Below are 23559 nucleotides of genomic sequence, written 5' to 3' on the forward strand. Positions count from 1 at the left end.
ACATGGCATTTAGAAAAGACTTTTTATGGGGCGGCGCAACAGCTGCCAATCAATGTGAAGGAGGCTACCAAGAAGGCGGACGCGGCTTGGCAAACGTTGACGTGGTACCGATCGGCAAAGATCGTTTTCCAGTCATTACTGGTCAAATGAAAATGTTCGATTTTGATGACGAACATTTCTACCCAGCAAAAGAAGCGATCGATATGTATCATCGCTACAAAGAAGACATCGCGCTATTTGGCGAAATGGGCTTTAAAACCTACCGTTTGTCGATCGCTTGGAGTCGGATTTTCCCTAAAGGGGATGAAACAGAACCAAATGAAGACGGCTTGAAGTTCTATGAAGATCTTTTCAAAGAATGCCACAAATATGGGATCGAACCATTAGTAACGATCACTCACTTTGATTGCCCGATGCATTTAGTTGAAAAATACGGAGCATGGCGTTCTCGTGAATTAGTCGGATTCTATGAAAACTTGTGTAACGTGATTTTCAACCGCTACAAAGGATTAGTAAAATACTGGTTGACCTTCAACGAAATCAACATGATTCTACATGCGCCATTTATGGGAGCGGGACTTTATTTTGAAGAAGGCGATAACGTTGAGCAAGTGAAATATCAAGCGGCTCACCACGAGTTGTTGGCATCCGCAATCGCAACGAAAATCGCTCACGAAGTTGATCCTGAAAACAAAGTAGGTTGTATGCTGGCTGCTGGCGCGTACTATCCATATACAAGCAAACCAGAAGATGTCTGGGAATCACGCAAAGCAGATCGCGAAAACTATTTCTTTATTGATGTTCAATCACGTGGGGAATATCCACAATATGCGCTGAAAGAAATGGAACGCAATGGGATCGAAATCAAAATGGAAGAAGGCGACCTTGAGCTGTTGAAAGCTCACACCGTAGACTTTATTTCTTTCTCTTACTATTCTTCACGCGTATCAACAACGGACGCTGAATTGTTAGAACAAACGGCTGGCAATATTTTTGCCTCTGTGAAAAACCCATACTTGGAAGCAAGTGAGTGGGGTTGGCAAATTGATCCACTTGGTTTGCGGATTACAATGAATGACATTTATGACCGTTACCAAAAACCATTGTTTATCGTTGAAAATGGTCTAGGCGCTGTGGATACACCAGATGCAGATGGCTATGTGGAAGATAATTACCGCATCCAATATTTGGCAGAGCATATCCAAGCAATGAAAGATGCGGTTGAACAAGATGGTGTCGACTTATTGGGTTACACGACTTGGGGTTGTATCGATTTAGTTTCAGCTGGAACAGGTGAAATGAAAAAACGCTATGGTTTCATTTATGTGGACCGTGACAATGAAGGAAACGGCACCTTGAAACGAACCAAGAAAAAATCATTTGATTGGTACAAACAAGTGATTGCTTCAAATGGTGAAGATTTATCGAATAACTAATCAAAAGAAGCTGCAGTTGATCCCGTTGAGAAATCAAAGGGGATCCACTGCAGTTTTTTTAAAGTCTTTTTGAAATCTTTGTAACGAATGGTTTCTTTAAGAAGAAATAGACATTCAGATATTTTGACAAGCGCCAATTTGATTGTTGTATAATGTTTATGTTGCAGCAATCACAAAAAGGTGACCTTAAGGATGACATGTTTTGTCCTCAAAACCGCCTTTCTCTGTTTTTTAAAGAACTTTTTCAATTTCTGGAATCATTTTTTGAGGATTTGTCTGGGGAGCAAAACGCTCAACGACTTTACCTTGGCGATCCACCAAGAATTTCGTGAAATTCCATTTAATGGCTTTTCCTAGCGTGCCAGGTGCTTCTTCTTCCAAATAGCGAAACAAGGGATCCGCGTCTTTTCCATTGATCACTGTTAACTTGTGCATCGGAAAGTCGACACCATAGGTGGTTCGGCAAGCGGCTGCGGCTTCTTCGGCTGACCCGACTTCTTGTTTGAACTGATCAGAAGGAAACCCTAAAACGACCAATCCTTGGTCTTTATAAGTTTCATAAAGACCTTGTAGTTCTTTGAACTGCGGGCTCAAACCACACTTCGTAGCTGTATTGACGATCACTAGCGGTTGACCTTCGTATTTTGCTAGCGAATAAGTTTCGCCATTTTCCAATGTTGCTTGGTAGTCATAGATTGACATAGCAAACGCTCCTTTTAATGTAAATCTTAGTCGATAGCTTCTGAGACAAGTATAGAGCAAAGTCTTCAAAAAAACCAAGCAAACTTCTTGGCGCATTTTATTTTTTATGGAAAACAAAAAAGTCCAGCAGTCACCGAGACCGCTGGACTTTAATTATGCTTCTGGCAATACTTCGGGTTCTGTTTCTTGTGGATGAACGACAGATTTAGTTTTCCATACACCGGAGTGCCAACGATAAATCATTAAGACGCTGCGCAATGCTTCGTCAATGGCATAAGCGATCCAAACGCCGATCAAGCCGAATTTAAAGACGATCGCCAGTGAATAGGAAAACGGTAAGCTGATGACCCATAGAACAACTAGACTACAGATCAATGGGAACTTCACATCGCCACTTGCATTTAAAGAACCCACAAGGATCATATTGACTGCACGCGCCGTTTCTAAAACGATCTCTACCAAAAAGACACCTTTGGCAATCTCGATCACTTCCGCGTTGGTGGTAAAGATTCCCATGATTGGCTCAATAAACAAGTAAGTCAATAAACAGATCGTTACCGACGCAATGATCCCGATCACCATTGTGTGCATGCCTCGCTGATGCGCGCGATCGTATTCTCCAGCACCGACATTGCGGCCAATCATGATTTGATTCCCTTGACTCAATGCGGAGGCAATCAAATAAACAAATTGGGTGATAGCTGTTACGTAAGATTTTGCAATCAAGACGCTGGCACCAAGTTGAGCCACGATCATCGTCACTACGACTTGCGCTCCCTGATAGGAAAGAGACTCGCCAGAAGAAGGCAATCCGTAAGTCAAAATGTTTTTCATCACACCCCAAGAGACATTCGAGAAACGGGCAGATAAAACAGAAAAATTCACATGCTTCTTCAGCAACATTGCGGCAATTATTAAACCGATCGAATTACCAAAGACGCTAGAAAATGCCAATCCGGTCACACCGAAATTCGGTAAACCAAAGGGGCTATATAAGACAAAGTAATTTCCAATGACGGCTAGGATACTAGCAAACATCGGCACCAATAACGCAGGTTTTGTGAAACTGTGGCTACGCATGACAGCAATTATGACCGCCGTGATCGATGAAAGGAACAGACTTCCTCCATACACTTGTAAGTATCCATGACCTAAAGCAACTAATTCAGCATCCAATCCCATGAAACGAAGGAGATAGGTTGAGCCGAAAAGGAACATTAAGCTGATCAAAATCCCGATGAACAATGAGCCAAAGAGAGCGGTATTGATGACTTTCGGTATCTGGTCGCGTTTTTTCGCACCAATCAATTGTGCGATAATGATCTGAGTACCCACGGTGATGAAACCGTAAATAAAGACCGTTAAATTCAATAGTTGATTGGCAGCACTGACGGCCGCTACTGCTGGCTCGGAGTAATGAGAAATCATCCAAACGTTGACATTCCCAATAACGACCCGCAAAAATAGCTCAACAAAAATCGGCCAGCTGAGGAAAAGCAGTTCACGGTCTGATTTTCCTAAAAGTTTTTTCTTATTCAATTGTAAGGACTCCTTATTTTCTATATAATAGACGTATCGTGAAAATTTTACAAAAATTGCAAAGAAAGTCAATGTAATTTTCAAAAGTAAAAGCAGGAATATCTTATTATTTTTTGTAAGCAGATGAGTTGAAAGAATTTGCTTTTGAAAGTAAAGTATGGGTAGTCCAAATTGGAGGGAAATATATGTATGATGTAATTATCATCGGCGCAGGCCCTGCGGGGATGACAGCAGCGCTTTATGCGTCAAGATCGAATTTATCAGTACTAATGATTGAACGAGGCGCACCTGGCGGTCAAATGAACAATACGGCTGAAGTTGAAAACTACCCAGGATACGAATCAATCTTAGGCCCTGAATTAGCATTTAAAATGTATGAAGGTGCCATTAAATTTGGTGTTGAAAATGCCTATGGGATCGTTCAGAGCATCACGGATCAAGGTGAATTCAAAGAAGTTGCCACCGAAGACAAAACCTATCAAGGGAAAACAATCATCATTGCCACAGGATGCGTACATAGAAAGTTAGGCGTCAAAGGCGAAGAAGAATTCGCGGGACGCGGTGTTTCATACTGTGCGGTTTGTGACGGTGCCTTTTTCCGTAACAAACGCTTGATTGTTGTTGGCGGAGGCGACTCGGCAGTCGAAGAAGCTATCTACTTAACACAATTTGCTTCCGAAGTAACGATCGTTCACCGTCGTGACGAATTACGAGCACAAAAAATCATTCAAGACCGCGCATTTGCCAACGAGAAAATCTCTTTTATTTGGGATTCTGTTGTTGAAGAAATCAAAGGCAATGAGATGGTCGTGACTGGCGTGCAAATCAGAAACGTAAAAACGGATGAAGTGACAGAAGAAGCTGCTGGCGGTGTCTTTATCTATGTTGGTTTAGATCCGTTGACAGAACCATTCAAAGCCAGCGGTATCACGAATGATGCTGGCTGGATTTTAACCAATGAGCAGATGGAAACTTCAATTCCTGGTGTTTACGCGGTTGGCGATGTTCGTGAAAAAGGCTTGCGTCAAATCACGACGGCAGTCGGCGATGGCAGTATTGCTGGTCAACAAGTGTTTGATTTTATTGAAACACAAAAGGATGCTCAATTAACGAAATAGTTTAATGGGATCAGCTGTTATTTTTAAAGTGTCAATCACTTTTGATAGCAGCTGTTTTTATTTTTCGTTTGGTTATTCTTTGAGAAATCTGTAAGTAGTGTTATACTAATTTTAGAGCATTTTAACGGAAAAAGGAGAGGTTATTTTATGGCATGGGAACAAACATTTAATCAATGGAAAAACAGTGAACACTTAGATCCACAATTAAAAGAACAATTGACCGCATTAGAAGCAGATCCTGCGATGTTAGAAGACGCTTTTTATATGCCTTTGGAATTTGGGACTGCCGGTATGCGAGGAATTTTAGGACCTGGTATCAATCGGATGAACATTTATACGATTCGTCAAGCAACCGAAGGATTGGCTCGCTTTATGGATACACAAGATCCTGAAACAAGACGTCGTGGCGTAGCGATCGCCTATGATTCCCGTCATTTTTCACCTGAGTTCGCGTTGGAAGCGGCAAAAACATTGGCAAAACACGATATTCCAGCCTTCGTCTTTGAAAGCTTACGTCCGACGCCAGAATTATCTTTTGCTGTGCGTTACTTAAAAACCTTTACTGGAATCATGATCACAGCTTCTCACAATCCAGCCGAATACAATGGCTACAAAGTATATGGGGAAGATGGTGGACAAATGCCACCAGCAGATGCGGATGCATTGACAAAATTCGTTCGGGAAATTGAAAATCCGTTAGAGATCCCTGTATTAAGTGAAGAAGAAGCCAAAAACAGCGGCTTGATCTCTATTATTGGCGAAGAAATCGATACTGCCTATCTGAAAGAGATCAAAGAAGTCACGATCGATCAAGAATTGATCGATACGGTGGGCAAAGATTTGAAACTTGTCTATACACCACTTCACGGAACAGGGCGGATGCTTGGGGAGAAAGCGTTGAAACAAGCTGGTTTCCAACAATTCATTATTGAACCTTCTCAAGCGGTTGCTGATCCAAATTTCAGTACAGTAAAATCACCGAATCCAGAAGAGCACTCTGCCTTTGAATATGCGATTGCTTTAGGAGAAAAAGAAGGTGCTGACCTGTTGATCGCAACAGATCCAGATGCCGATCGCTTAGGAGCTGCAGTAAGAATGCCAGATGGCAACTACCAAGTGTTGACAGGTAATCAGTTAGGCGCATTGATGATCCGTTACATTTTAGAAGCCCATAAAACAGCTGGGACATTGCCAGAAAATGCAGCAGTCTTAAAATCGATCGTTTCTAGTGAATTGCCAACAGCGATCGCTAAATCCTACGATGTGGATATGATCAACGTATTGACCGGCTTTAAATTTATTGCCGAAAAAATCCAACAATTTGAAAAAGCCCATTCTCAAACCTTTATGTTTGGCTTTGAAGAAAGCTATGGCTACTTAGTAAAACCATTCGTACGGGACAAGGACGCGATCCAAGCGCTCGTTTTATTAGCAGAAGTGGCTGCTTTTTACAAACAATCAAACAAAACATTGTATGACGGTCTGCAAGATATTTTTGAAGAGTACGGTTATTATGCAGAAAAAACGATTTCTGTAACGATGAGCGGCATGGAAGGGGCAACTAAGATTGCTGCCTTGATGAAGACTTTCCGTGAAAAAGCACCTTCTGTCTTTGCAGGAACCCCTGTCGTACAAACAGAAGACTTTAAACTGTTGACTCGTGTGGGCTTAGATGGTCACCAACAAAAAATGACCACACCGCCTTCTGATGTTTTGAAATACACCTTGGAAGATGAAAGCTGGATTGCGGTTCGTCCTTCTGGGACCGAACCGAAAATCAAGTTTTATATTGGTGTAAAAGGCGAAACGGCAGAAGCAGCAGAACAAAAAATTGCTGATCTGCAAGCAGCGATTGAAGAAATCACAGGTGAATAAAGTCATCTGCTGCCTTCATAATCAAAAAATTGCAATTTGACTGAATGATCCGAGTGGTAGAAAAAGAAGCATTTGTTTCCCCAACGAACAGTTGTTGAGGGACCTAAGCTTCTAAAGGGAATTTTCTGACACTTGGATCTATTCTTGTCTTTTATCTGATTACTTCTCCTTGTTTGGCGGCCGCTGATTGACAAGCCGTCTATCAAGGGCTAAAATGCAAAAGGAAATAAGAGAGGATGTGGCGCGATGACTCCGCCTAAATTAGAGGAAATTCAGCAAGTAACGCAGATTTTTAAGATGCTTAGTGATCCGACCAGATTAAAAATTTTGTTGTCCCTTCAAGAGGGTGAACGCAATGTCACTTCAATCGCGGAACAAGTACATATGGAACAATCAGCTGTCTCTCATCAGTTGAAACTATTGAAAGATAATCGGATCGTAAAGTCGGAAAGACAAGGAAAAACCATCCTTTATAGTCTTGATGACAAACATGTTGTGGATATTTTGCAAAAAACATTCGAACATATCCATCACCGTTAAAACTAGGGCGAGAATTTCTCAAAAGTCCTAGTTTTTTCTTATTGTTTTTGGTATGCTAGTGGAAATATTAAAATTGGATGAACGGTTTTTAATAACGTTTTCAGTTAGGGGGCATTATGGGTAAGCAATTGAACATTGGATTATTAGGAATGGGTGTTGTCGGCAGCGGGGTATGCCAAGTGTTGGCAGAGCAAAAAGAAGCCATTCTGGCACGCACAGGAGTCAGTGTGCAAATCACGAAAGCATTAGCTTCGCCTTATGAGGATAAGTCTGCGTTAGCAGCTAAGTATGGGTTTGCTTTGACGAATGAGGCAAATGAGTTGTTTGAAGATGAGACCATCGACGTAATTGTGGAATTGATCGGGAAGATCGATCCGGCAAAAGCGTTTATTTCAGCTGCTTTAGAAAATAAAAAGCATGTTGTGACGGCAAATAAAGATTTGATTGCCACCCATGGACCTGAACTGCTGGCAATTGCTGAAAAAGCCGGTGTTTCTCTTTATTATGAAGCCAGTGTGGGGGGAGGAATTCCGATTTTGCGCACATTGAGCACCCACTATCTACCTGATACCATCACAGGAATTTTTGGCATCGTCAATGGGACGACCAATTATATGCTGACGAAAATGACGGAAGATGGCATGACCTATGAAGATGCGTTGTCACAAGCTCAAGTAAAAGGTTTTGCCGAATCAGATCCTTCCAATGATGTTGACGGTATCGATGCGGCTTATAAAATGGTGATCCTGACCAAATTTGCTTTTGGGAAAACAATCGACGTTGCTGATGTTGCAACAAAAGGTATTCGCGGATTAGCTGTAGAAGATATTAAGCAGGCACAAGCTTTTGGCTATGAAGTGAAATTGATTGGCGCAGCTCAAAAGACTGATGACGGTTCCCTTACTGTATCGGTTGGGCCGGTGTTAGTGCCAAAAAACCACGCCTTGGCGACGATCCAAAATGAGTTCAATGGTATTTTTATCAAAAGCGACGGAATTGATCAGTCGATGGTTTATGGACCAGGGGCTGGATCGCGTCCGACAGCCACTAGTGTGGTTGCCGATTTGACGGTATTGGCTAAAAACAAAACATTCGGGATCGTTGAACCTTTTTTAACCTTTGAAAAAGAAACTGCATTGGCTTCGGTACAAGAAGTTCCTGTGCAACACTATGTTTCCTTTTCAAGTAAAGACCTTAATGCAGCTTCTTTCCCAGAATGGTTTGAATCAAAGCACACAGCATTTGATGAAGCAAGCCAACGAATAGCTGGAATCACGAAGCCAATCAGTGAAAAGGAACTAACAGTAGCACTCAAGGCATACGCGAATACGCAAAACGTGCAAATAATGAAAGTGATGGAGGAATAAACATGTATCAAGGATTATTGCATCAATACAAGGAATATCTCCCAGTTAATGAAAATACCCCAGCATTGTCGCTGGCTGAAGGAAATACACCTCTGATTCCATTACCAAGTCTTTCAAATGAATTAGGGATCCAATTGTATGGAAAATACGAAGGCCTGAATCCGACAGGCTCATTTAAAGACCGCGGCATGGTGATGGCGGTGGCAAAAGCGGTGGAAGAAGGCGCGAAAGCGATCGTTTGTGCCTCGACAGGAAATACTAGTGCAGCCGCAGCCGCTTATGCGACCAGAGCAGGAATCAAAGCTTATGTCGTCATTCCAGAAGGCAAGATCGCTATGGGGAAACTGGCGCAAGCGATCGTTTATGGTGCGGACATCATTTCGATTCCAGGAAACTTTGATGAAGCGTTAAAAGCAGTCCGGGATATTGCGAAAACAGAAGCTGTGGCATTAGTGAACTCTGTCAATCCTTATCGTTTAGAAGGACAAAAAACAGCTGCATTTGAAGTATGCGAACAGCTAGGACAGGCGCCTGATGTTCTTGCAATTCCAGTTGGTAATGCTGGGAATATCTCGGCTTATTGGAAAGGATTCAAAGAATGGCATGAGAAAAAAGGCACCACGTTGCCAAGAATGCATGGGTTTGAGGCAGAAGGTGCGGCTGCCATCGTTCGTGGGGAAGTCATTGAACAGCCGGAAACCATCGCTACAGCGATTCGGATCGGCAATCCAGCCAGCTGGCAGTTGGCAGAAGCCGCTCGTGATGAATCAAAAGGATACATCGATGCAGTAACCGATGAGGAAATTTTGAATGCGTATCGTAAAATTGCTGCGCAAGATGGTGTGTTTATTGAACCAGGCTCAGCTGCATCGCTGGCTGGTGTCATCCAGCACGTGAAAGCAGGGAAAATCAAACCAGGTGAGACTGTCGTTGCCGTCTTTACTGGAAATGGTCTGAAGGATCCTGATACAGCTATCAAAGCGACAGAAGTAACCATCAATAAGATGAGTGATTTAGAAGAAATGCGCCAGCATCTTCGTGAAGGAGTTGCCAAGTTATGAAGATCCGCGTTCCTGCAACCAGTGCGAATTTAGGGCCTGGCTTTGATTCCTGCGGGATTGCCCTGTCAAAGTATTTGTTCATCGAAGTTTTAAAAGAAAACGATACATGGGAAATCATCCATGAGCTAGGCTCAGAGATCCCAAACGATGAAACTAACTTACTTTTGCGTGTGGCACTAAAATTAGCACCAGACATGAATCCCCTGAAGATCCGTATGAGTTCGGATATTCCTTTGGCACGAGGCTTAGGCAGTAGTTCCTCGGTGATCGTCGCTGGTATTGAACTAGCCAACCGAATGGCCCACATGAATCTGAGTGCAGCACAAAAGCTTGAGATCGCAACTGCCATTGAAGGGCATCCTGACAATGTTGGACCAGCGATCTATGGAGATTTTGCAGTTGCTGCTTATGACCATCAGCACAAGCATACGTATTTAGTAAAGCATCATTTTCCAGAGTGCGAGATCATTGCCTATATTCCTCATGAAGAACTTTTGACTGAAGCAAGTCGTCAAGTCTTGCCGCAAACACTTTCTCACGAGCAAGCAGTTGAGGCCAGTGCGATCGCCAACGTGATGATCGCAGCGGTCATCAATGGCAATCTGCCTCTTGCAGGGAAATTGATGCAGCAGGATCGTTTCCATGAAGCCTATCGGGAAAAGCTTGTGCCACACTTGTCGACCATTCGCCAAATCTGCGAAGAAGAAGGCGGCTATGGTTGTTTCTTAAGCGGCGCTGGACCAACGGTCTTAGCGATCGTCCCAGAGGAACGGGCAGAACGAATCTCAAAACTTTTACATGCCTTGGAGAGCAATGCGTATATCGAACAATTACAAATCGATCGTGAAGGGCTGCAAGTTTTTTAAAAAACTTTGAAATGATAGATATTCTAAAAAAGATGAGCAGACGGCAGTCTGTTCATCTTTTTTTATTGCTTTATCGTTGTCAGTCTTTTGTCTCTGAAGTGTAATAGCTATGGTCTTCTAAGTTTAATGCATTTAAAATCATTGAGGCGGTTTCTTCGATGGAAAGGGAAGCGACATTGATCACGACACAACCTAATTTCTCATAAAGATCATTAGCAAACGTCAGCTCTGCTTTGATTTTTTCAATATCGGAATATGCAGAGTCAGGGTTCAGGCCATAAGAACGCATCCGTTCTTTGCGGATACTGTTTAACACATTCGGATCATTTGTTAACCCGACGATTTTTTTCGGATCGATTTCCCAGAGCTGTTTCGGGATGTGGGCTTGTGGAACCAAAGGCAAATTAGCGACTTTTAAGTTTTTGTTCGCTAAAAATAGACTCAACGGTGTTTTTGAGGTTCGAGAAACCCCTAGTAACACGACATCTGCTTCCAAGAAGCCACGAGGGTCTTTTCCGTCATCGTACATGACCGCAAATTCCATGGCTTTGATGCGTTTGAAATAATTTTCGTTCAGGTGGTGCAAAGCCCCTGGCTCTCGCGAAGGTGCTACTCCAGTGCGGCGTGCCACTTCACTGACAGGCGGTGTTAATACGTCGAAATGATAGAGATCCGCTTCTTCACAAAAATGATTCGTCAAATCCACGAGTTCTTCTTTGATCAAAGTGTGAAGAATAATGGCATTGTGTTTCTTAGCATCTGATAATGCTTTGATCAAGTGCTCTTTCGTGTGGATAAACGTGCGTCTAAAAAGGTTAAATTCGACGCTGGGGTACTGTGCCATTGTCGCTTGGGCAAGCTTCGATGCTGTTTCACCGGCAGAGTCCGACAAAACGAACATCGTCACTGCAGCACTGGTTTGCAATTTTTCTTGCAAGTCTAGTTGTTCTGGTTCATTTGGCTTCATAAGAAAAATCCTCTCTTGCTTTTTTATTGATTTCATTATACCATACTTAAGATTGATAGAATCGGAATGATTTTGATTTATCAGGAGGGTCTACGATGAAAAATCAAACGCTCATAGAGCATGCCATGACAACGTTGAAAGAAAATGGCTTTAAAAATACGAAAAAAAGAGAAGCGATCATTACCTATTTAGTGAAACGCAATCGCTATTTACCGGCAAAAGAAATTCACGAATACATGTCGGAAAAGTACCCTGGCTTGAGTTATGATACGATCTACCGGAATTTGCACGATTTTTCTGAGATCGGTATTTTAGAAGAAACAGAACTGAACGGTGAGATGAAGTTTCGCTATAACTGTTGTGCAGAATTAGAAGACCATCATCACCATCACTTTATTTGCACGGTTTGTGGCAAAACAAAAGAACTGCATATTTGCCCAATGGACTTCTTTCAAGAACAGCTTCCCGGTTGTTTGATCGAGGGTCATCGCTTCGAGATTTTGGGTCGTTGTGAAGAATGTCAATGAAAACCCAAACAAACTTGACAGTATCGAAGACTTTTTTAACAGAATGCCTTGACACTTTTTCAGGGGTTAGCTATAATTTTTAAAGGACAGTCGTGTTTTTTGGGATTTTATTTCAATAACAACTACGGTTACTTTTTAAGCTCGGAGGGAGGGAATTTACATGTCAAAAACAGTCGTTCGCAAAAACGAATCACTTGACGATGCTCTTCGTCGCTTCAAACGTTCCGTGTCAAAAGCGGGTACTTTACAGGAATCTCGTAAACGTGAATTTTACGAAAAACCTAGCGTAAAGCGTAAGAAAAAATCTGAAGCAGCTAGAAAACGCAAAAAATTCTAATTTTCTACTGTTTTGAGAATTGGAGCTGGTAGTGTGACACTACTAAGTACACTGAATGATGACATGAAGACAGCGATGAAAGCCAAAGACAAGGAAACCTTGCAGGTGATCCGCATGTTGAAAGCATCAATTCAAAATGAGCAGATCAAAAAAGGTTCTGACTTGAATGAAGAAGAAGAGTTGACCGTTTTATCTCGTGAGATGAAGCAACGTCGGGACTCTTTACATGAGTTTGAGAAAGCTGACCGAAATGATCTAGCTGAGAAAGTCGAAGTTGAAATTGCAGTTGTTGAAAAATATTTGCCAGCACAACTTGATGAAGCGGAAATCCGCCAAATCGTTGCTGGAGCGATTGAAAAGACTGGTGCTTCTTCTTCCAAAGAATTTGGAAAAGTGATGGGTGCTGTAATGCCGCAAGTCAAAGGCAAAGCAGACGGCAATCAAGTCAATGCGATCGTTAAAGAATTATTGGATCAAATGTAAGCTCACGCCGCGAGTATGGATGACATGCTCGCGGCTTTTTTTCTGATTTCAAAAACTTAAAAAAAGCATAAGGACAAAAAGGAAACTACCCTTGGACTTTATAAGTAATTTTTCTTTTTTCCATCTTATGTTATTATTAATAAGAACGCCAAAAAAGGAGCTGTAACATATTTGACAGACAAAACTATGACGATCGAGATAACACTTAGTGAGAACGATGACGTTCGTTTACTCTTAGGTGCTCACGATAAGAACATTAAAATCATTGAAGACTCGACGGGGACGGTCATTCACACTCGTGGGGAGCTGATCCAAATCGTCGGCGAAGCGGAAGCTACAGAAAAAGCACAATCCGTGATCCGAGCGTTGCAAGAGTTGATCAAACGAGGCATCAATATCAGTACTCCTGATGTGATCACAGCTTTGAACATGGTAAACAAAGGCAGTCTTGATTATTTCAAAGATATGTATGAAGAAGAAATCATCAAGGACCGTAATGGGAAACCGATTCGGGCAAAAAATGCCGGTCAAAAGAAATATATCGAAGCTGTCCGTAAACATGATGTGGTCTTTGGGGTCGGACCAGCCGGAACCGGAAAAACCTTTCTGGCCGTCGTAATGGCGATCGCTGCTTTAAAGAAAGGTCAAGTTCAAAAGATTATTTTGACACGGCCCGCGGTTGAAGCAGGAGAGAACCTTGGCTTTCTGCCAGGCGATTTGAAAGAAAAAGTCGATCCTTACTTACGCCCCGTTTATGATGCGTTGTATCAAATTTTTGGGATGGATCATACGAACCGTCTGATGGAACGAGGCGTCATTGAGATCGCACCATTGGCATATATGCGTGGACGTACGCTAGAAGATGCCTTTGTCATTTTAGATGAAGCGCAAAATACGACGATCGCTCAAATGAAAATGTTTCTGACGCGTTTAGGATTCAACTCCAAAATGATCGTCAATGGCGATACGAGTCAGATCGACTTGCCAAAAGGGACTTTAAGCGGTTTGATCCATGCGGAGCGAACGTTGCAGGAGATCCCTAAAATTGCTTTTGCTAATTTTGAAGCAGGAGATGTGGTGCGGCACCCAGTTGTGGCCGATATCATTCGAGCTTATGAAGAAGCAGATCTTAAAGACAAGCGCTGATCGTCTTTCAGGAGGAGAACTATGATCATTCAACCACTACGGAAACTTAGAGAAAGACTCGGGAAGTTTTATTTACCAGTTTTGATGTTTCTCTTCTTTCTTTTTTCGATTGGTATCATGTACACCAGTGTCAAACAGAATAATGTCGATTATAGCGAAGGCCAGGTGGCGGAAGAAAACATTCGTGCCAATAAAACGATCGAAAACACTACTGCAACGGAACAAAAACGCAAATTGGCAGCAGAAGCGGTTCCGCCAGAGTACACCTATCAGGATACTCTAGCGCAGACACAGCACGATCGCATCGACCACCTTTTTGACTTAGTTGATTCAGTCAAAAAATCAACGGATGAGGCACATGCAAAAGAAGTTGCTGAGGCGGATGAGGATGAAAATATCCCTAAACCGAGTACGGATGAATACATCGCAGCCTTAAAAAAAGAGTTTGAAAAAATGAGTGATGATGAACTTGATTTCTATCAGTCATTGACGAATAATTTTTTGTCGACATTGTTTTCATTAAGTACCGATGAATTGAATACGGTACGAACCTATGCGTTGCAGCTAGTAGACGAGCAAATGGCCAAACAGATCCGTCAAACAGAACTCAGTACTTTCCGCTCAGAGGCGGAAGACAAGATCCAATTTCTAGATGTTACTTCGGATATGGCGTCCGTTTTACGCTTCATTGTCAATCAAGGAATCGTCGTCAATGATATTCCCAATGAAAAGCGGACGGAAGAAGCGAGACAAACCGCCATGGATGCTGTTCCACCGGTAATGATCTATCAAGGGGAGATCATTGTTCGTGAAGGATCACAGATCGATGCCAACGCATTGGAAAAGCTGCAGCTTTTAGGAATGACCAATCAGACCTTCTCAGTTTTTCCATTAATCGCCTTAGTTTTAGCGACCTGCTTACAAATGCTCATGCTGTTTTATTATACAAGACAGACAAAAGATGTTGAAAAGCGAATGAACGCCGTCACTTTTTATATTTTGGCGATGGCATTCAGTATCTTGATCATGAAATTTTTCCAACTGTTCCAATCAGAATTAGTGACCTTTATCCCGCTCTTTTTCCCAGCAGCCTTTACACCGCTGATTCTAAGCATTTTCTCCAGCAGACGTTTAGGGATATTAGCCGCGATTTTCCAAGTGGTCAGTGCACTCTTCATTTACTTTGATTCCAGTGGGACCAACTTGTTGACGACTGTTTTAGTGACCTATCTCTTCTCTGGGTTGATGGGAACGATGATCAAACGAGCACGTATCGCCAGTCAAGGGAAAATCGCAGTCATGTGGGTGATCGTTTTCCCATTACTCTTAAGCATCATGTTGGTCATTTTCCAAGGAATGGATTTGGCCCGCGGCAATACGTGGACAACACTCGTCTGTGGATTGGCCGGCTCGCTTCTTAGCTATTTGCTGACGATGGGGCTGCATCCATATATCGAATTATTGGTAACGGATGAAAGTATGATCGTGTTGAATGAATTGAGTAACCCGAACCACCCGTTATTGAAGCAGTTGCTGGAAGAAGCACCAGGGACCTATCATCACAGTATGATGGTTGCTAATCTTAGCGCCAATGCCGTCGCCGAGATCGGTGGGCAAAGCTTACTGACCCGCGTGGCTTGTTATTACCATGATATTGGCAAAGTCAAACATGCCAATTTCTTCGTAGAAAATTTACCTGCTGGTGCCGAAAACCCGCATAATTTTTTGCTGCCGGAAGACAGCAAACAAATCATCTTCGGTCACGTGATCGACGGAGCGGAAATTCTCGAAGAAGCCAAAATGCCGCGGATGGTGATCGATATTTGCCGTCAACACCATGGCACAACTCTGATGCGTTATTTCTATGTAAAAGCTCAAGAGCGTAATCCCGAGGTGACGGAAGAAGATTTCCGTTATCCTGGGCCAAAACCGCAGACACGAGAAGCGGGTGTCGTGAGTATCGCTGACAGTTGTGAAGCAGCTGTTCGAGCGATGGAAAATCCGACCAATCAAAAAATTCAAGAATTTGTTGCGAATCTCATCAATGATCGGATCTTAGACGGTCAATTGGATGAAACGGGACTAACGTTGAAAGAAATCCGGATGATTGAAAAATCACTGGTCAACGGACTATGCAGTACCTTCCATTCACGGATCAAATACCCAAAAATGAAATCGGAAGCAGAGAAAATGAAAGAAGAACAAGAAAGAAGAGAGCGCTAATGGAGATTACCTTTTTAGATGAGACAAATTCAGTGGGGGAAACGAAGATCAAAGAGATCGAAGGACTTCTGCAATTTGCTGCAGGACATTTAGACCTTCCAGAGGATACGGAAATGTCCGTCACGTTTATGGACAATGCAGCCATCCAAGAAATCAATCGGGAGTATCGCGGCAAAGATATGCCGACAGATGTCATCAGTTTTGCCTTCGAAGAAGAAACGGCGGAGGAGATGCCGATTATTTTTGACGAAGTCCTTGAAGAGCTGCCGCGTGATCTAGGAGACATTATGATCTCCATTGAACGGGCAAAGGAACAAGCTGCTGAATATGGGCATACCTATGATCGGGAACTTGGTTTCTTGGCGCTGCATGGTTTCTTGCATATCAACGGCTATGATCATATGACACCAGAAGATGAAAAGGAAATGTTTGGATTGCAAAAGGAAATACTGGATGCCTATGGACTCAAAAGATAAGAATATTGGGAAAAATAAACAGTTTATCTCGTCAATCGAATTTGCTTTCACCGGTATAAAAACCGTCTTTAAAGAGGAACGTAATATGCGTAAACATGTTGGGTTAGGCATCGTTGCGATCATTGCAGGCTTTATTTTCCGATTGAATCAAATGGAATGGCTTTGGCTGCTGTTAGCCGTTTTCTTGGTCTGGATCGTGGAGATCATCAATACAGTCTTTGAGAATGTCGTTGACATGTTTACGGACTTTCATTTCCATCCAATCGGGAAAAAAATCAAAGATATGGCAGCTGGTGCTGTGCTGATGACCGCAGTTTTTGCATTAGTGGTCGCAGCGATCATCTTCTTGCCAAAATTACTGCAGCTCTTCTGATACGCACTAAAACCACAAGATAAAGGGGAACAACAATGACAACACACAAATCAGGCTTCGTTGCGATCGTCGGACGGCCAAATGTTGGGAAATCCACACTACTAAATCGAGTTGTAGGACAAAAAATCGCTATCATGAGTGACAAGGCGCAAACGACTCGTAATAAAATCCAAGGGGTCTATACGACAGATGACGCACAGCTCATCTTTATCGATACACCAGGGATCCATAAACCCAAACACCGTCTAGGCGATTTTATGGTGGAAACCGCCTATAGCGCACTTCGTGAAGTTGACGTGACACTATTTATGATCAGTGCCGATCAAAAGCGCGGCAAGGGTGATGATTTTATCATCGAACGGTTGCGTCAAAGCCAGACGCCGGTTTTCCTAGTGATCAATAAAATTGATAAAGTCCATCCGGATGCTTTATTGGCAATCATTGAAGATTACTCCTCACAAATGGACTTTGCCGAGATCGTACCGATTTCTGCAACGGAAGGCAATAATTTCGAAACGCTAATGAAACTATTGGTCGATGAAATGCCTGAAGGTCCTCAGTATTTCCCAGAAGATCAAATCACTGACCATCCGGAATACTTTATCGTTTCCGAGTTGGTACGGGAAAAAGTCTTGCTGCTGACCAGAGATGAAGTGCCTCACTCGGTAGCGGTCGTCGTTGACTCCATGAAACGAGATCATAATGATAAGGTGCATATTCAAGCGACGATCATTGTCGAACGTGACAGCCAAAAAGGCATTATCATCGGTAAAGGCGGTAAAATGCTGAAGCAGATCGGGACGAAAGCCCGTCTAGATATTGAACACTTACTAGATGACAAAGTCTTCTTGGAATTATGGGTGAAAGTTCAAAAAGATTGGCGCGACAAGCAAACCTTCTTAACGGATTACGGCTATCGTAAAGATGAGTATTAAGGAAAGGCAGATCCATCACGGTCTGCTTTAAAGAGGAAAAACTGATGCAGTTAGCGAACTGGATCATTTTTTTTCAAGAAATGAGGTGCGACGATGAATCTTGTTGAAACAAAAGGAATTTTGCTTTTTTCAAAGGACCATAAAGAAAAAGACAAGCTAGTCAAAATCTTTACGGAATCTGCCGGGAAGCAAATGTTTTATGTCAAGGGTGCTCATCGGAAAAATAATCCCTTGGCACCAGCGTTGCTCTCTTATACTGAAGCCACCTACATGGGAACCATCAAAACGGAAGGCTTGTCCTTTTTAAACAATGCCAAAGACATCCATCCTTTTCGTACGATCCAAAGTGATATTTTTATTGCTGGTTATGCGACCTACTTGTTGAATTTGGCTGATTCTGCTATCGATGATCGGGTCTATGACCCACATCTATACCAATTTTTACATGAGGCATTGCACTTAATGGATCAAGGGAACGACGCAGAGATCATCACCAATATCTTTGAGATCCAGATTTTGCATCGTTTCGGGATCACCCCGAATTGGACCCATTGTGCCATCTGCGGAAAAACCGACGGTCGGTTTGACTATTCCTCAAAGTTTAGCGGTATTTTATGCGAACAACACTGGGGGATGGACGAACGTCGCTATCATGCGGATTCTCGTGCGATCCATTTTATTCGCTTATTTTCGCAAATATCCTACGAGCAGATTGCTTCGATCAAATTAAAGCCAGAAACGAAAGCAGCGATTCGACAAGTGATCGATCTATTGTATGATGAATATGTGGGCATTCATTTAAAAAGTAAGAAGTTTATCGATCAGATGGGGCAATGGCAAGACGTCTTAAAACCGAAAAATCAATGATAGAGTTGGCGAAACTTCAATGGAGTTAAGCCGACTCTTTTTTTGAATAATGCGGTAAAGTGACTCGCATCCTGAAACCCTACAGCAAAAGCGGCTTGCTGAATGGGCAGATCCGGCTGTGCCACCAAAAGCTCTTTGGCACGGGTCATGCGATAGTTTAATAAGTATTGGGCGGTGGATTGTCCTAAAAAACGCTGGAACAACCGAGAGAGATATTGAGGCGAAACATAGACTAAACCAGCCAAGTTTTTGATCGTGATCGCCTGATCATAATTGGTTTCGATTTCTTGTATAACAGGGACCAGATATTGTTGAAACAAGGGGTGTTTTTCGGTTGGATTCCCAGAGCGCTCTTGCATGATCGCCAGCAAAAAACGATAACACTCACTAGAAGCCCGTAACGGATCCCAGCTTATTTTTTGGTCTTCTTTAATGCGTTGTTTGATCCAAGTCATATAGGAAAAAGTTTTAGACTCTTCAACTAAAAGATAAGGTTGACTTGTAAATTGTTTTAATATCTCAGCTGCCAAAGGTCCTTGAAAGGTAGCGAAGGAGGTTTTCCAATCTGATAAGGGATAGTAGCGATGAGGAGTGAAAGGGAAAATCAAGATGCCTTCACTGGGACGTAAAATAAAGGATTCTTGACCAAAGGTGACGCGACCTTCTCCTTGTTCTGTCTGCAGCCAATGAAAGTAAGGGTAGCCATCGGGACGAACAACGTCATCTTGTGGCCAATCGTTTCCGATACTTTCAAGCGACAAAGGCAACTGCTGGTTTGTTTGATAAAAATAAATAGGCATGTTCAACCTCCATGTTTCGAAAAGTTATAAAATAGTGTTTCATGTATTATACTACAACAAAATGAAAAGCCTTACAATAAGAGAGTAGAAATCATTTTATTTTAAAGGAGCGTTCACTTATATGACAAAATTTTTTGATCGAATTCTATTCGGCGGCGATTATAATCCAAATCAGTGGCCGAAAGAGATTTGGGAAGAAGACATTCGGATCTTTAAAAAAGCAAGTATCAATAGCGCGACCGTCAATGTTTTTTCATGGGCAAAGATCCAACCCTCTGAAAATTGTTATGATTTTGAGGAATTGGATCAAATCATCGAAAAATTAAGTACGGAAGGCTTCGACATCGTCTTAGCCACTTCCACAGCCGCTTTGCCAGCTTGGATGTTTAAGAAGTATCCGGAAGTCGCTCGCACCGATTATGATGGACGCCATCATAAGTTTGGGCAACGGCATAATGCCTGTCCCAATAGTTTGGTATATCAAAAATACGCAGAACGTCTGGCAACGAAATTAGCCGAACGTTACGGCGAAAATCCACAAGTGACTTGTTGGCACATCAATAATGAATACGGCGGCGAATGTTATTGCGACAACTGTGAAAAAGCGTTTCGTGTTTGGCTAAAGGATAAATATCAAACGATCGAAGCACTGAATAAAGCCTGGAATATGGAATTTTGGGGTCATACTGTATATGAATGGGATGAAATCGTTCTGCCAAATGCGCTGTCAGAAGGAATCGGCTATGACAAGACGGCATTTGCAGGAATTTCTATTGACTACCGACGCTTCAACTCGGATAGCCTTTTAAAAAACTATATGATGGAGCGGGACGCTATTCGGAAAATCGATCCCACGACACCGATTACAACGAATTTGATGGGAACCTTTAAAGGACTGGATTATTTCAAGTGGGCGAAGGAAATGGACCTTATTTCGTGGGATAATTATCCAGCGTATAATACGCCATGGAGTTTAGTAGCCATGACACATGATCTAATGCGCGGCTTGAAACAACAGCCCTTTATGCTGATGGAACAAACACCCTCTCAACAAAACTGGCAACCCTATAACTCATTAAAAAAACCGGGACAAATGCGGGCGCAAAGCTACCAAACGATCGCTCATGGGGCGGACACGATCCAATATTTCCAATTGCGACGTTCCATCGGTGCTTGTGAGAAATTCCATGGAGCTGTTATCGAACATGTCGGTCATGAAGACACGCGAGTTTTCCGAGAAACGGCAGCTCTTGGTGCTGAATTAGCGCAGCTTTCAGACATTATTGGGACGCAAACTCAAGCACAGGTTGCCGTGATTTTCGATTGGGACAATTATTGGGCATTAGAATATACGAGTGGTCCGACCGTTGATCTGAAGTATGTAGAACAGATCCATCGCTACTATCGTTATTTTCATGAACAAAATATTGCCGTCGACTTGGTTCCCGTGGATGCTGACTTATCAAAATACAAATTAGTCGCAGCACCTGTTCTCTACATGATCAAAGAAGGAATGCAAGAGCGGCTCACTGATTTCGTCAAACAAGGTGGTTCTTTACTTACCACGTATATGAGCGGTATCGTTGATCAATCTGACAACGTTCACTTAGGGGGCTATCCTGGGCCATTGCGGGAGTTAGCTGGCATCTGGGTGGAAGAAATCGATGCATTAGCCCCAGAACAATCAAACGGCGTTTCCTTAGTCAATGAAGAACTGACAGGAACCAGTAATTTAGTCAGCGATTTGATCCATTTAGAAACCGCCGAAGCGCTAGCGCATTACACAAGCAATTTCTATGCAGGAATGCCGGCAGTGACGAAAAATATGTTTGGCGATGGCACCGTCTATTACTTTGGTGGACAGTTGGAAGATCAGCTGCAAGATCAGCTTTTCAAAACGATTGTCGAAGAAAACGATATCACCCCAGTGATCGAGGAAGCAACAAAACTAGAAGTTGCCTGTCGTGAAAATGCAGAGGCGAAATTCTTCGTTATCATCAATTTCCACGAAGAAGCACAACCGTTGCCAGCAATGTTTGTTGGAAAGACGGATCTTCTGACGGGTGAGGTTCTTTCTTCAGAAACGAAACTGGCACAGTACACCACCTATATCGTCAAAGAGGAGCGTAACTGATGCGAACTTTTGCTATTGAAGATGACTTTTATTTAGACAACAAGCCGTTTAAAGTGATCTCTGGAGCGATCCACTATTTTCGTGTCGTTCCTGAATATTGGCAAGATCGTTTAGAGAAGCTGCGCTTGATGGGCTGTAATACAGTGGAAACCTATGTTCCTTGGAATCTCCATGAAGCACAAGAAGGTGTCTATCAGTTTGAGGGGATCCTTGATTTGCGGCGATTTATCCAAACGGCACAAGAAGTAGGGCTTTATGTGATTTTGCGACCAGCACCTTATATTTGTGCGGAGTGGGAATTTGGTGGGTTGCCTTATTGGCTATTGCAAGATCCTATGATGAAGCTTCGGTTTGATTATCCACCATTTATGGAAAAAATCACTCGTTATTTCGCCCATTTGTTTCCACAAGTGCGGGATCTGCAGATCACCCAAGGCGGTCCGATTTTAATGATGCAAGTAGAAAATGAATACGGCAGCTACGCCAATGATAAAGAGTATTTGCGGAAAATGGTGGCTGCGATGCGGCAACAGGGTGTAGAAACGCCGTTAGTGACCTCTGACGGACCTTGGCACGATATGTTAGAAAACGGCAGTATCAAAGACTTGGCATTGCCAACGATCAACTGCGGCTCCAACATCAAGGAAAACTTTGAAAAACTTCGAAGATTTCACGGAGAAAAACGGCCACTGATGGTCATGGAATTTTGGATCGGCTGGTTTGATGCTTGGGGTGATGACCATCATCATACAACATCAACGGCTGATGCAGTAAAGGAACTTCAGGATTGCTTGGCAGAAGGTTCTGTCAATATTTATATGTTCCATGGCGGGACCAATTTTGGCTTTATGAACGGGTCAAACTATTACGAGCGTTTAGCGCCGGATGTCACTAGCTATGATTATGATGCCTTGTTGACAGAATGGGGAGAACCTACTGCCAAATACCAAGCCTTCAAAAAAGTGATCGCTGACTATGCGGAAATTCCTGAGTTTCCCTTGAGTATGAAACTTGAGCGAAAAGCTTATGGAACATTCTCAGTGAAAGAACGAGTCTCCTTGTTTTCGACGATCGACACGATCAGTCAACCGATCATAAGGAATTACCCTTTATCGATGGAAGCCTGCAATCAAGCGACAGGTTATATCTATTATCGCTCACTGATTGGGCCTGCTCGGAAGATTGCCGACTACCGTCTGATCAATACGATGGATCGTGCCCATACGTTTATCAACCAGGAACTTTTGCGCATCGATTACGATCGAGAAATCGGTCAATCCTATAGTTTCGATCTATCAGAATCAGAAAACGAGTTGGGGATCTTGGTGGAGAATATGGGGCGGGTCAATTATTCCGTTAAAATGAACCATCAGCACAAAGGCATTAAAGACGGTGTGATCATTAATGGCGCATTCCAAAGCAACTGGGAAATCTATCCCTTGCCGATGGATAATTTGCATGCCATTGATTTCCAAGGGAAATGGCAAAAAGGCCAACCAAGTTTCTCACGCTTTGAATGTGTTTTTGATGAATGTGCAGATACCTTTATCGAATTGCCGGGCTGGGGCAAAGGGTTTGTCCAAGTCAATGGTCATATGATCGGCCGTTTCTGGGAAAAAGGACCGCAGCAGCGCTTGTACGTCCCGGCGCCGTTTTTAAAAACTGGAATGAATGAGATCATTGTTTTTGAAAGTGATGGGAAAATCGCTGATGAGATCGTCTTTCATGATCAGGCGGATTTAGGTCCAGAAGGATAAAAGTTCAAATTAATCATTGACAAACCCTAG

At 42.7% G+C, this 23559-nt stretch carries 22 protein-coding genes; 18 read left to right on the forward strand and 4 right to left on the reverse strand.

The features are described from left to right. The first annotated feature begins 2 nt into the window (after positions 1–2). On the forward strand, positions 3–1436 hold the full coding sequence (locus IGI89_RS12000) for a 6-phospho-beta-glucosidase (RefSeq protein WP_400450637.1): 1434 nt from the start codon (positions 3–5) through the stop codon (positions 1434–1436). Positions 1437–1667: 231 nt separating this feature from the next. On the opposite strand, the gene IGI89_RS12005 is transcribed toward IGI89_RS12000, so the two are convergent. Both IGI89_RS12005 and IGI89_RS12010 read right to left on the reverse strand, forming a co-directional pair. Beyond that, on the reverse strand, positions 1668–2138 hold the full coding sequence (locus IGI89_RS12005) for a glutathione peroxidase (protein WP_005235460.1): 471 nt from the start codon (positions 2136–2138) through the stop codon (positions 1668–1670). A 153-nt stretch (positions 2139–2291) separates the two neighbouring features. Then, entirely contained in the window at positions 2292–3677 is a 1386-nt protein-coding gene (locus IGI89_RS12010) for an MATE family efflux transporter (protein ID WP_438735706.1), read from the reverse strand. A gap of 185 nt (positions 3678–3862) precedes the next feature. Here IGI89_RS12010 and trxB point away from each other — a divergent pair, with 185 nt between their 5' ends. From trxB to thrB, 6 genes are all read left to right on the forward strand, one after another. Next, entirely contained in the window at positions 3863–4795 is a 933-nt protein-coding gene (gene trxB / locus IGI89_RS12015; RefSeq protein WP_008378419.1) for a thioredoxin-disulfide reductase, read from the forward strand. A 147-nt stretch (positions 4796–4942) separates the two neighbouring features. After that, entirely contained in the window at positions 4943–6670 is a 1728-nt protein-coding gene (locus tag IGI89_RS12020) for a phospho-sugar mutase (RefSeq protein ID WP_438735707.1), read from the forward strand. Positions 6671–6916: 246 nt separating this feature from the next. Beyond that, positions 6917–7210 (forward strand): ArsR/SmtB family transcription factor, encoded by a 294-nt coding sequence (locus tag IGI89_RS12025; RefSeq protein WP_005235473.1) that lies wholly within the window; start codon positions 6917–6919, stop codon positions 7208–7210. A gap of 116 nt (positions 7211–7326) precedes the next feature. Beyond that, entirely contained in the window at positions 7327–8577 is a 1251-nt protein-coding gene (locus tag IGI89_RS12030) for a homoserine dehydrogenase (protein ID WP_101699152.1), read from the forward strand. Between the two features lie 2 nt (positions 8578–8579). Continuing rightward, complete coding sequence (gene thrC, locus IGI89_RS12035; RefSeq protein WP_016620425.1) at positions 8580–9638, forward strand: threonine synthase; 1059 nt, start codon at positions 8580–8582, stop codon at positions 9636–9638. Next, the gene (gene thrB, locus IGI89_RS12040) at positions 9635–10504 is read left to right on the forward strand and encodes a homoserine kinase (RefSeq protein WP_429961308.1); all 870 of its coding nucleotides are present in this window, start codon (positions 9635–9637) and stop codon (positions 10502–10504) included. The genes thrC and thrB overlap by 4 nt, the downstream gene beginning before the upstream one ends. 79 nt (positions 10505–10583) lie before the next feature. On the opposite strand, the gene IGI89_RS12045 is transcribed toward thrB, so the two are convergent. Further along, the gene (locus IGI89_RS12045; protein ID WP_008378409.1) at positions 10584–11471 is read right to left on the reverse strand and encodes a pyruvate, water dikinase regulatory protein; all 888 of its coding nucleotides are present in this window, start codon (positions 11469–11471) and stop codon (positions 10584–10586) included. 95 nt (positions 11472–11566) lie between these two features. Between IGI89_RS12045 and IGI89_RS12050 the strand changes: the two genes are divergently transcribed. The 9 genes from IGI89_RS12050 (at position 11567) to recO (ending at position 18838) form a co-directional block, all read left to right on the forward strand. Then, positions 11567–11998 (forward strand): Fur family transcriptional regulator, encoded by a 432-nt coding sequence (locus tag IGI89_RS12050; protein WP_008378408.1) that lies wholly within the window; start codon positions 11567–11569, stop codon positions 11996–11998. 160 nt (positions 11999–12158) lie between these two features. After that, the gene (gene rpsU, locus IGI89_RS12055; protein ID WP_002356740.1) at positions 12159–12335 is read left to right on the forward strand and encodes a 30S ribosomal protein S21; all 177 of its coding nucleotides are present in this window, start codon (positions 12159–12161) and stop codon (positions 12333–12335) included. A gap of 33 nt (positions 12336–12368) precedes the next feature. Continuing rightward, complete coding sequence (locus IGI89_RS12060) at positions 12369–12818, forward strand: GatB/YqeY domain-containing protein (RefSeq protein ID WP_438735708.1); 450 nt, start codon at positions 12369–12371, stop codon at positions 12816–12818. 186 nt (positions 12819–13004) lie between these two features. Continuing rightward, positions 13005–13964: a PhoH family protein gene (locus IGI89_RS12065; protein ID WP_016612213.1), complete on the forward strand. Its 960-nt coding sequence runs from the start codon at positions 13005–13007 to the stop codon at positions 13962–13964. 21 nt (positions 13965–13985) lie between these two features. Continuing rightward, entirely contained in the window at positions 13986–16187 is a 2202-nt protein-coding gene (locus tag IGI89_RS12070; RefSeq protein ID WP_008378271.1) for an HD family phosphohydrolase, read from the forward strand. Then, positions 16187–16663: an rRNA maturation RNase YbeY gene (gene ybeY / locus IGI89_RS12075; RefSeq protein WP_430601016.1), complete on the forward strand. Its 477-nt coding sequence runs from the start codon at positions 16187–16189 to the stop codon at positions 16661–16663. Before IGI89_RS12070 ends, ybeY begins: the two co-directional genes overlap by 1 nt. Continuing rightward, complete coding sequence (locus IGI89_RS12080; RefSeq protein ID WP_016612211.1) at positions 16647–17036, forward strand: diacylglycerol kinase family protein; 390 nt, start codon at positions 16647–16649, stop codon at positions 17034–17036. The genes ybeY and IGI89_RS12080 overlap by 17 nt, the downstream gene beginning before the upstream one ends. A gap of 35 nt (positions 17037–17071) precedes the next feature. Further along, positions 17072–17971, forward strand: coding sequence for a GTPase Era (gene era / locus IGI89_RS12085; RefSeq protein WP_008378264.1), 900 nt, complete (start codon positions 17072–17074; stop codon positions 17969–17971). Positions 17972–18064: 93 nt separating this feature from the next. Further along, a complete protein-coding gene (gene recO, locus IGI89_RS12090) occupies positions 18065–18838 on the forward strand; it encodes a DNA repair protein RecO (RefSeq protein ID WP_430601015.1) in 774 nt (257 codons plus the stop codon). On the opposite strand, the gene IGI89_RS12095 is transcribed toward recO, so the two are convergent. Next, positions 18832–19638: an AraC family transcriptional regulator gene (locus IGI89_RS12095; RefSeq protein ID WP_430601014.1), complete on the reverse strand. Its 807-nt coding sequence runs from the start codon at positions 19636–19638 to the stop codon at positions 18832–18834. The genes recO and IGI89_RS12095 overlap by 7 nt on opposite strands. Positions 19639–19759: 121 nt before the next feature. On the opposite strand from IGI89_RS12095, the gene IGI89_RS12100 reads away from it, so the two are divergent. Both IGI89_RS12100 and IGI89_RS12105 read left to right on the forward strand, forming a co-directional pair. After that, positions 19760–21772: a beta-galactosidase gene (locus tag IGI89_RS12100; RefSeq protein WP_430601013.1), complete on the forward strand. Its 2013-nt coding sequence runs from the start codon at positions 19760–19762 to the stop codon at positions 21770–21772. Then, on the forward strand, positions 21772–23529 hold the full coding sequence (locus IGI89_RS12105; RefSeq protein WP_008378257.1) for a glycoside hydrolase family 35 protein: 1758 nt from the start codon (positions 21772–21774) through the stop codon (positions 23527–23529). Before IGI89_RS12100 ends, IGI89_RS12105 begins: the two co-directional genes overlap by 1 nt. Positions 23530–23559: the final 30 nt, after the last annotated feature.

The sequence above is a fragment of the Enterococcus sp. AZ141 genome (assembly GCF_051714385.1).
Taxonomy (GTDB): Bacteria; Bacillota; Bacilli; order Lactobacillales; family Enterococcaceae; genus Enterococcus_D; species Enterococcus_D entomosocium.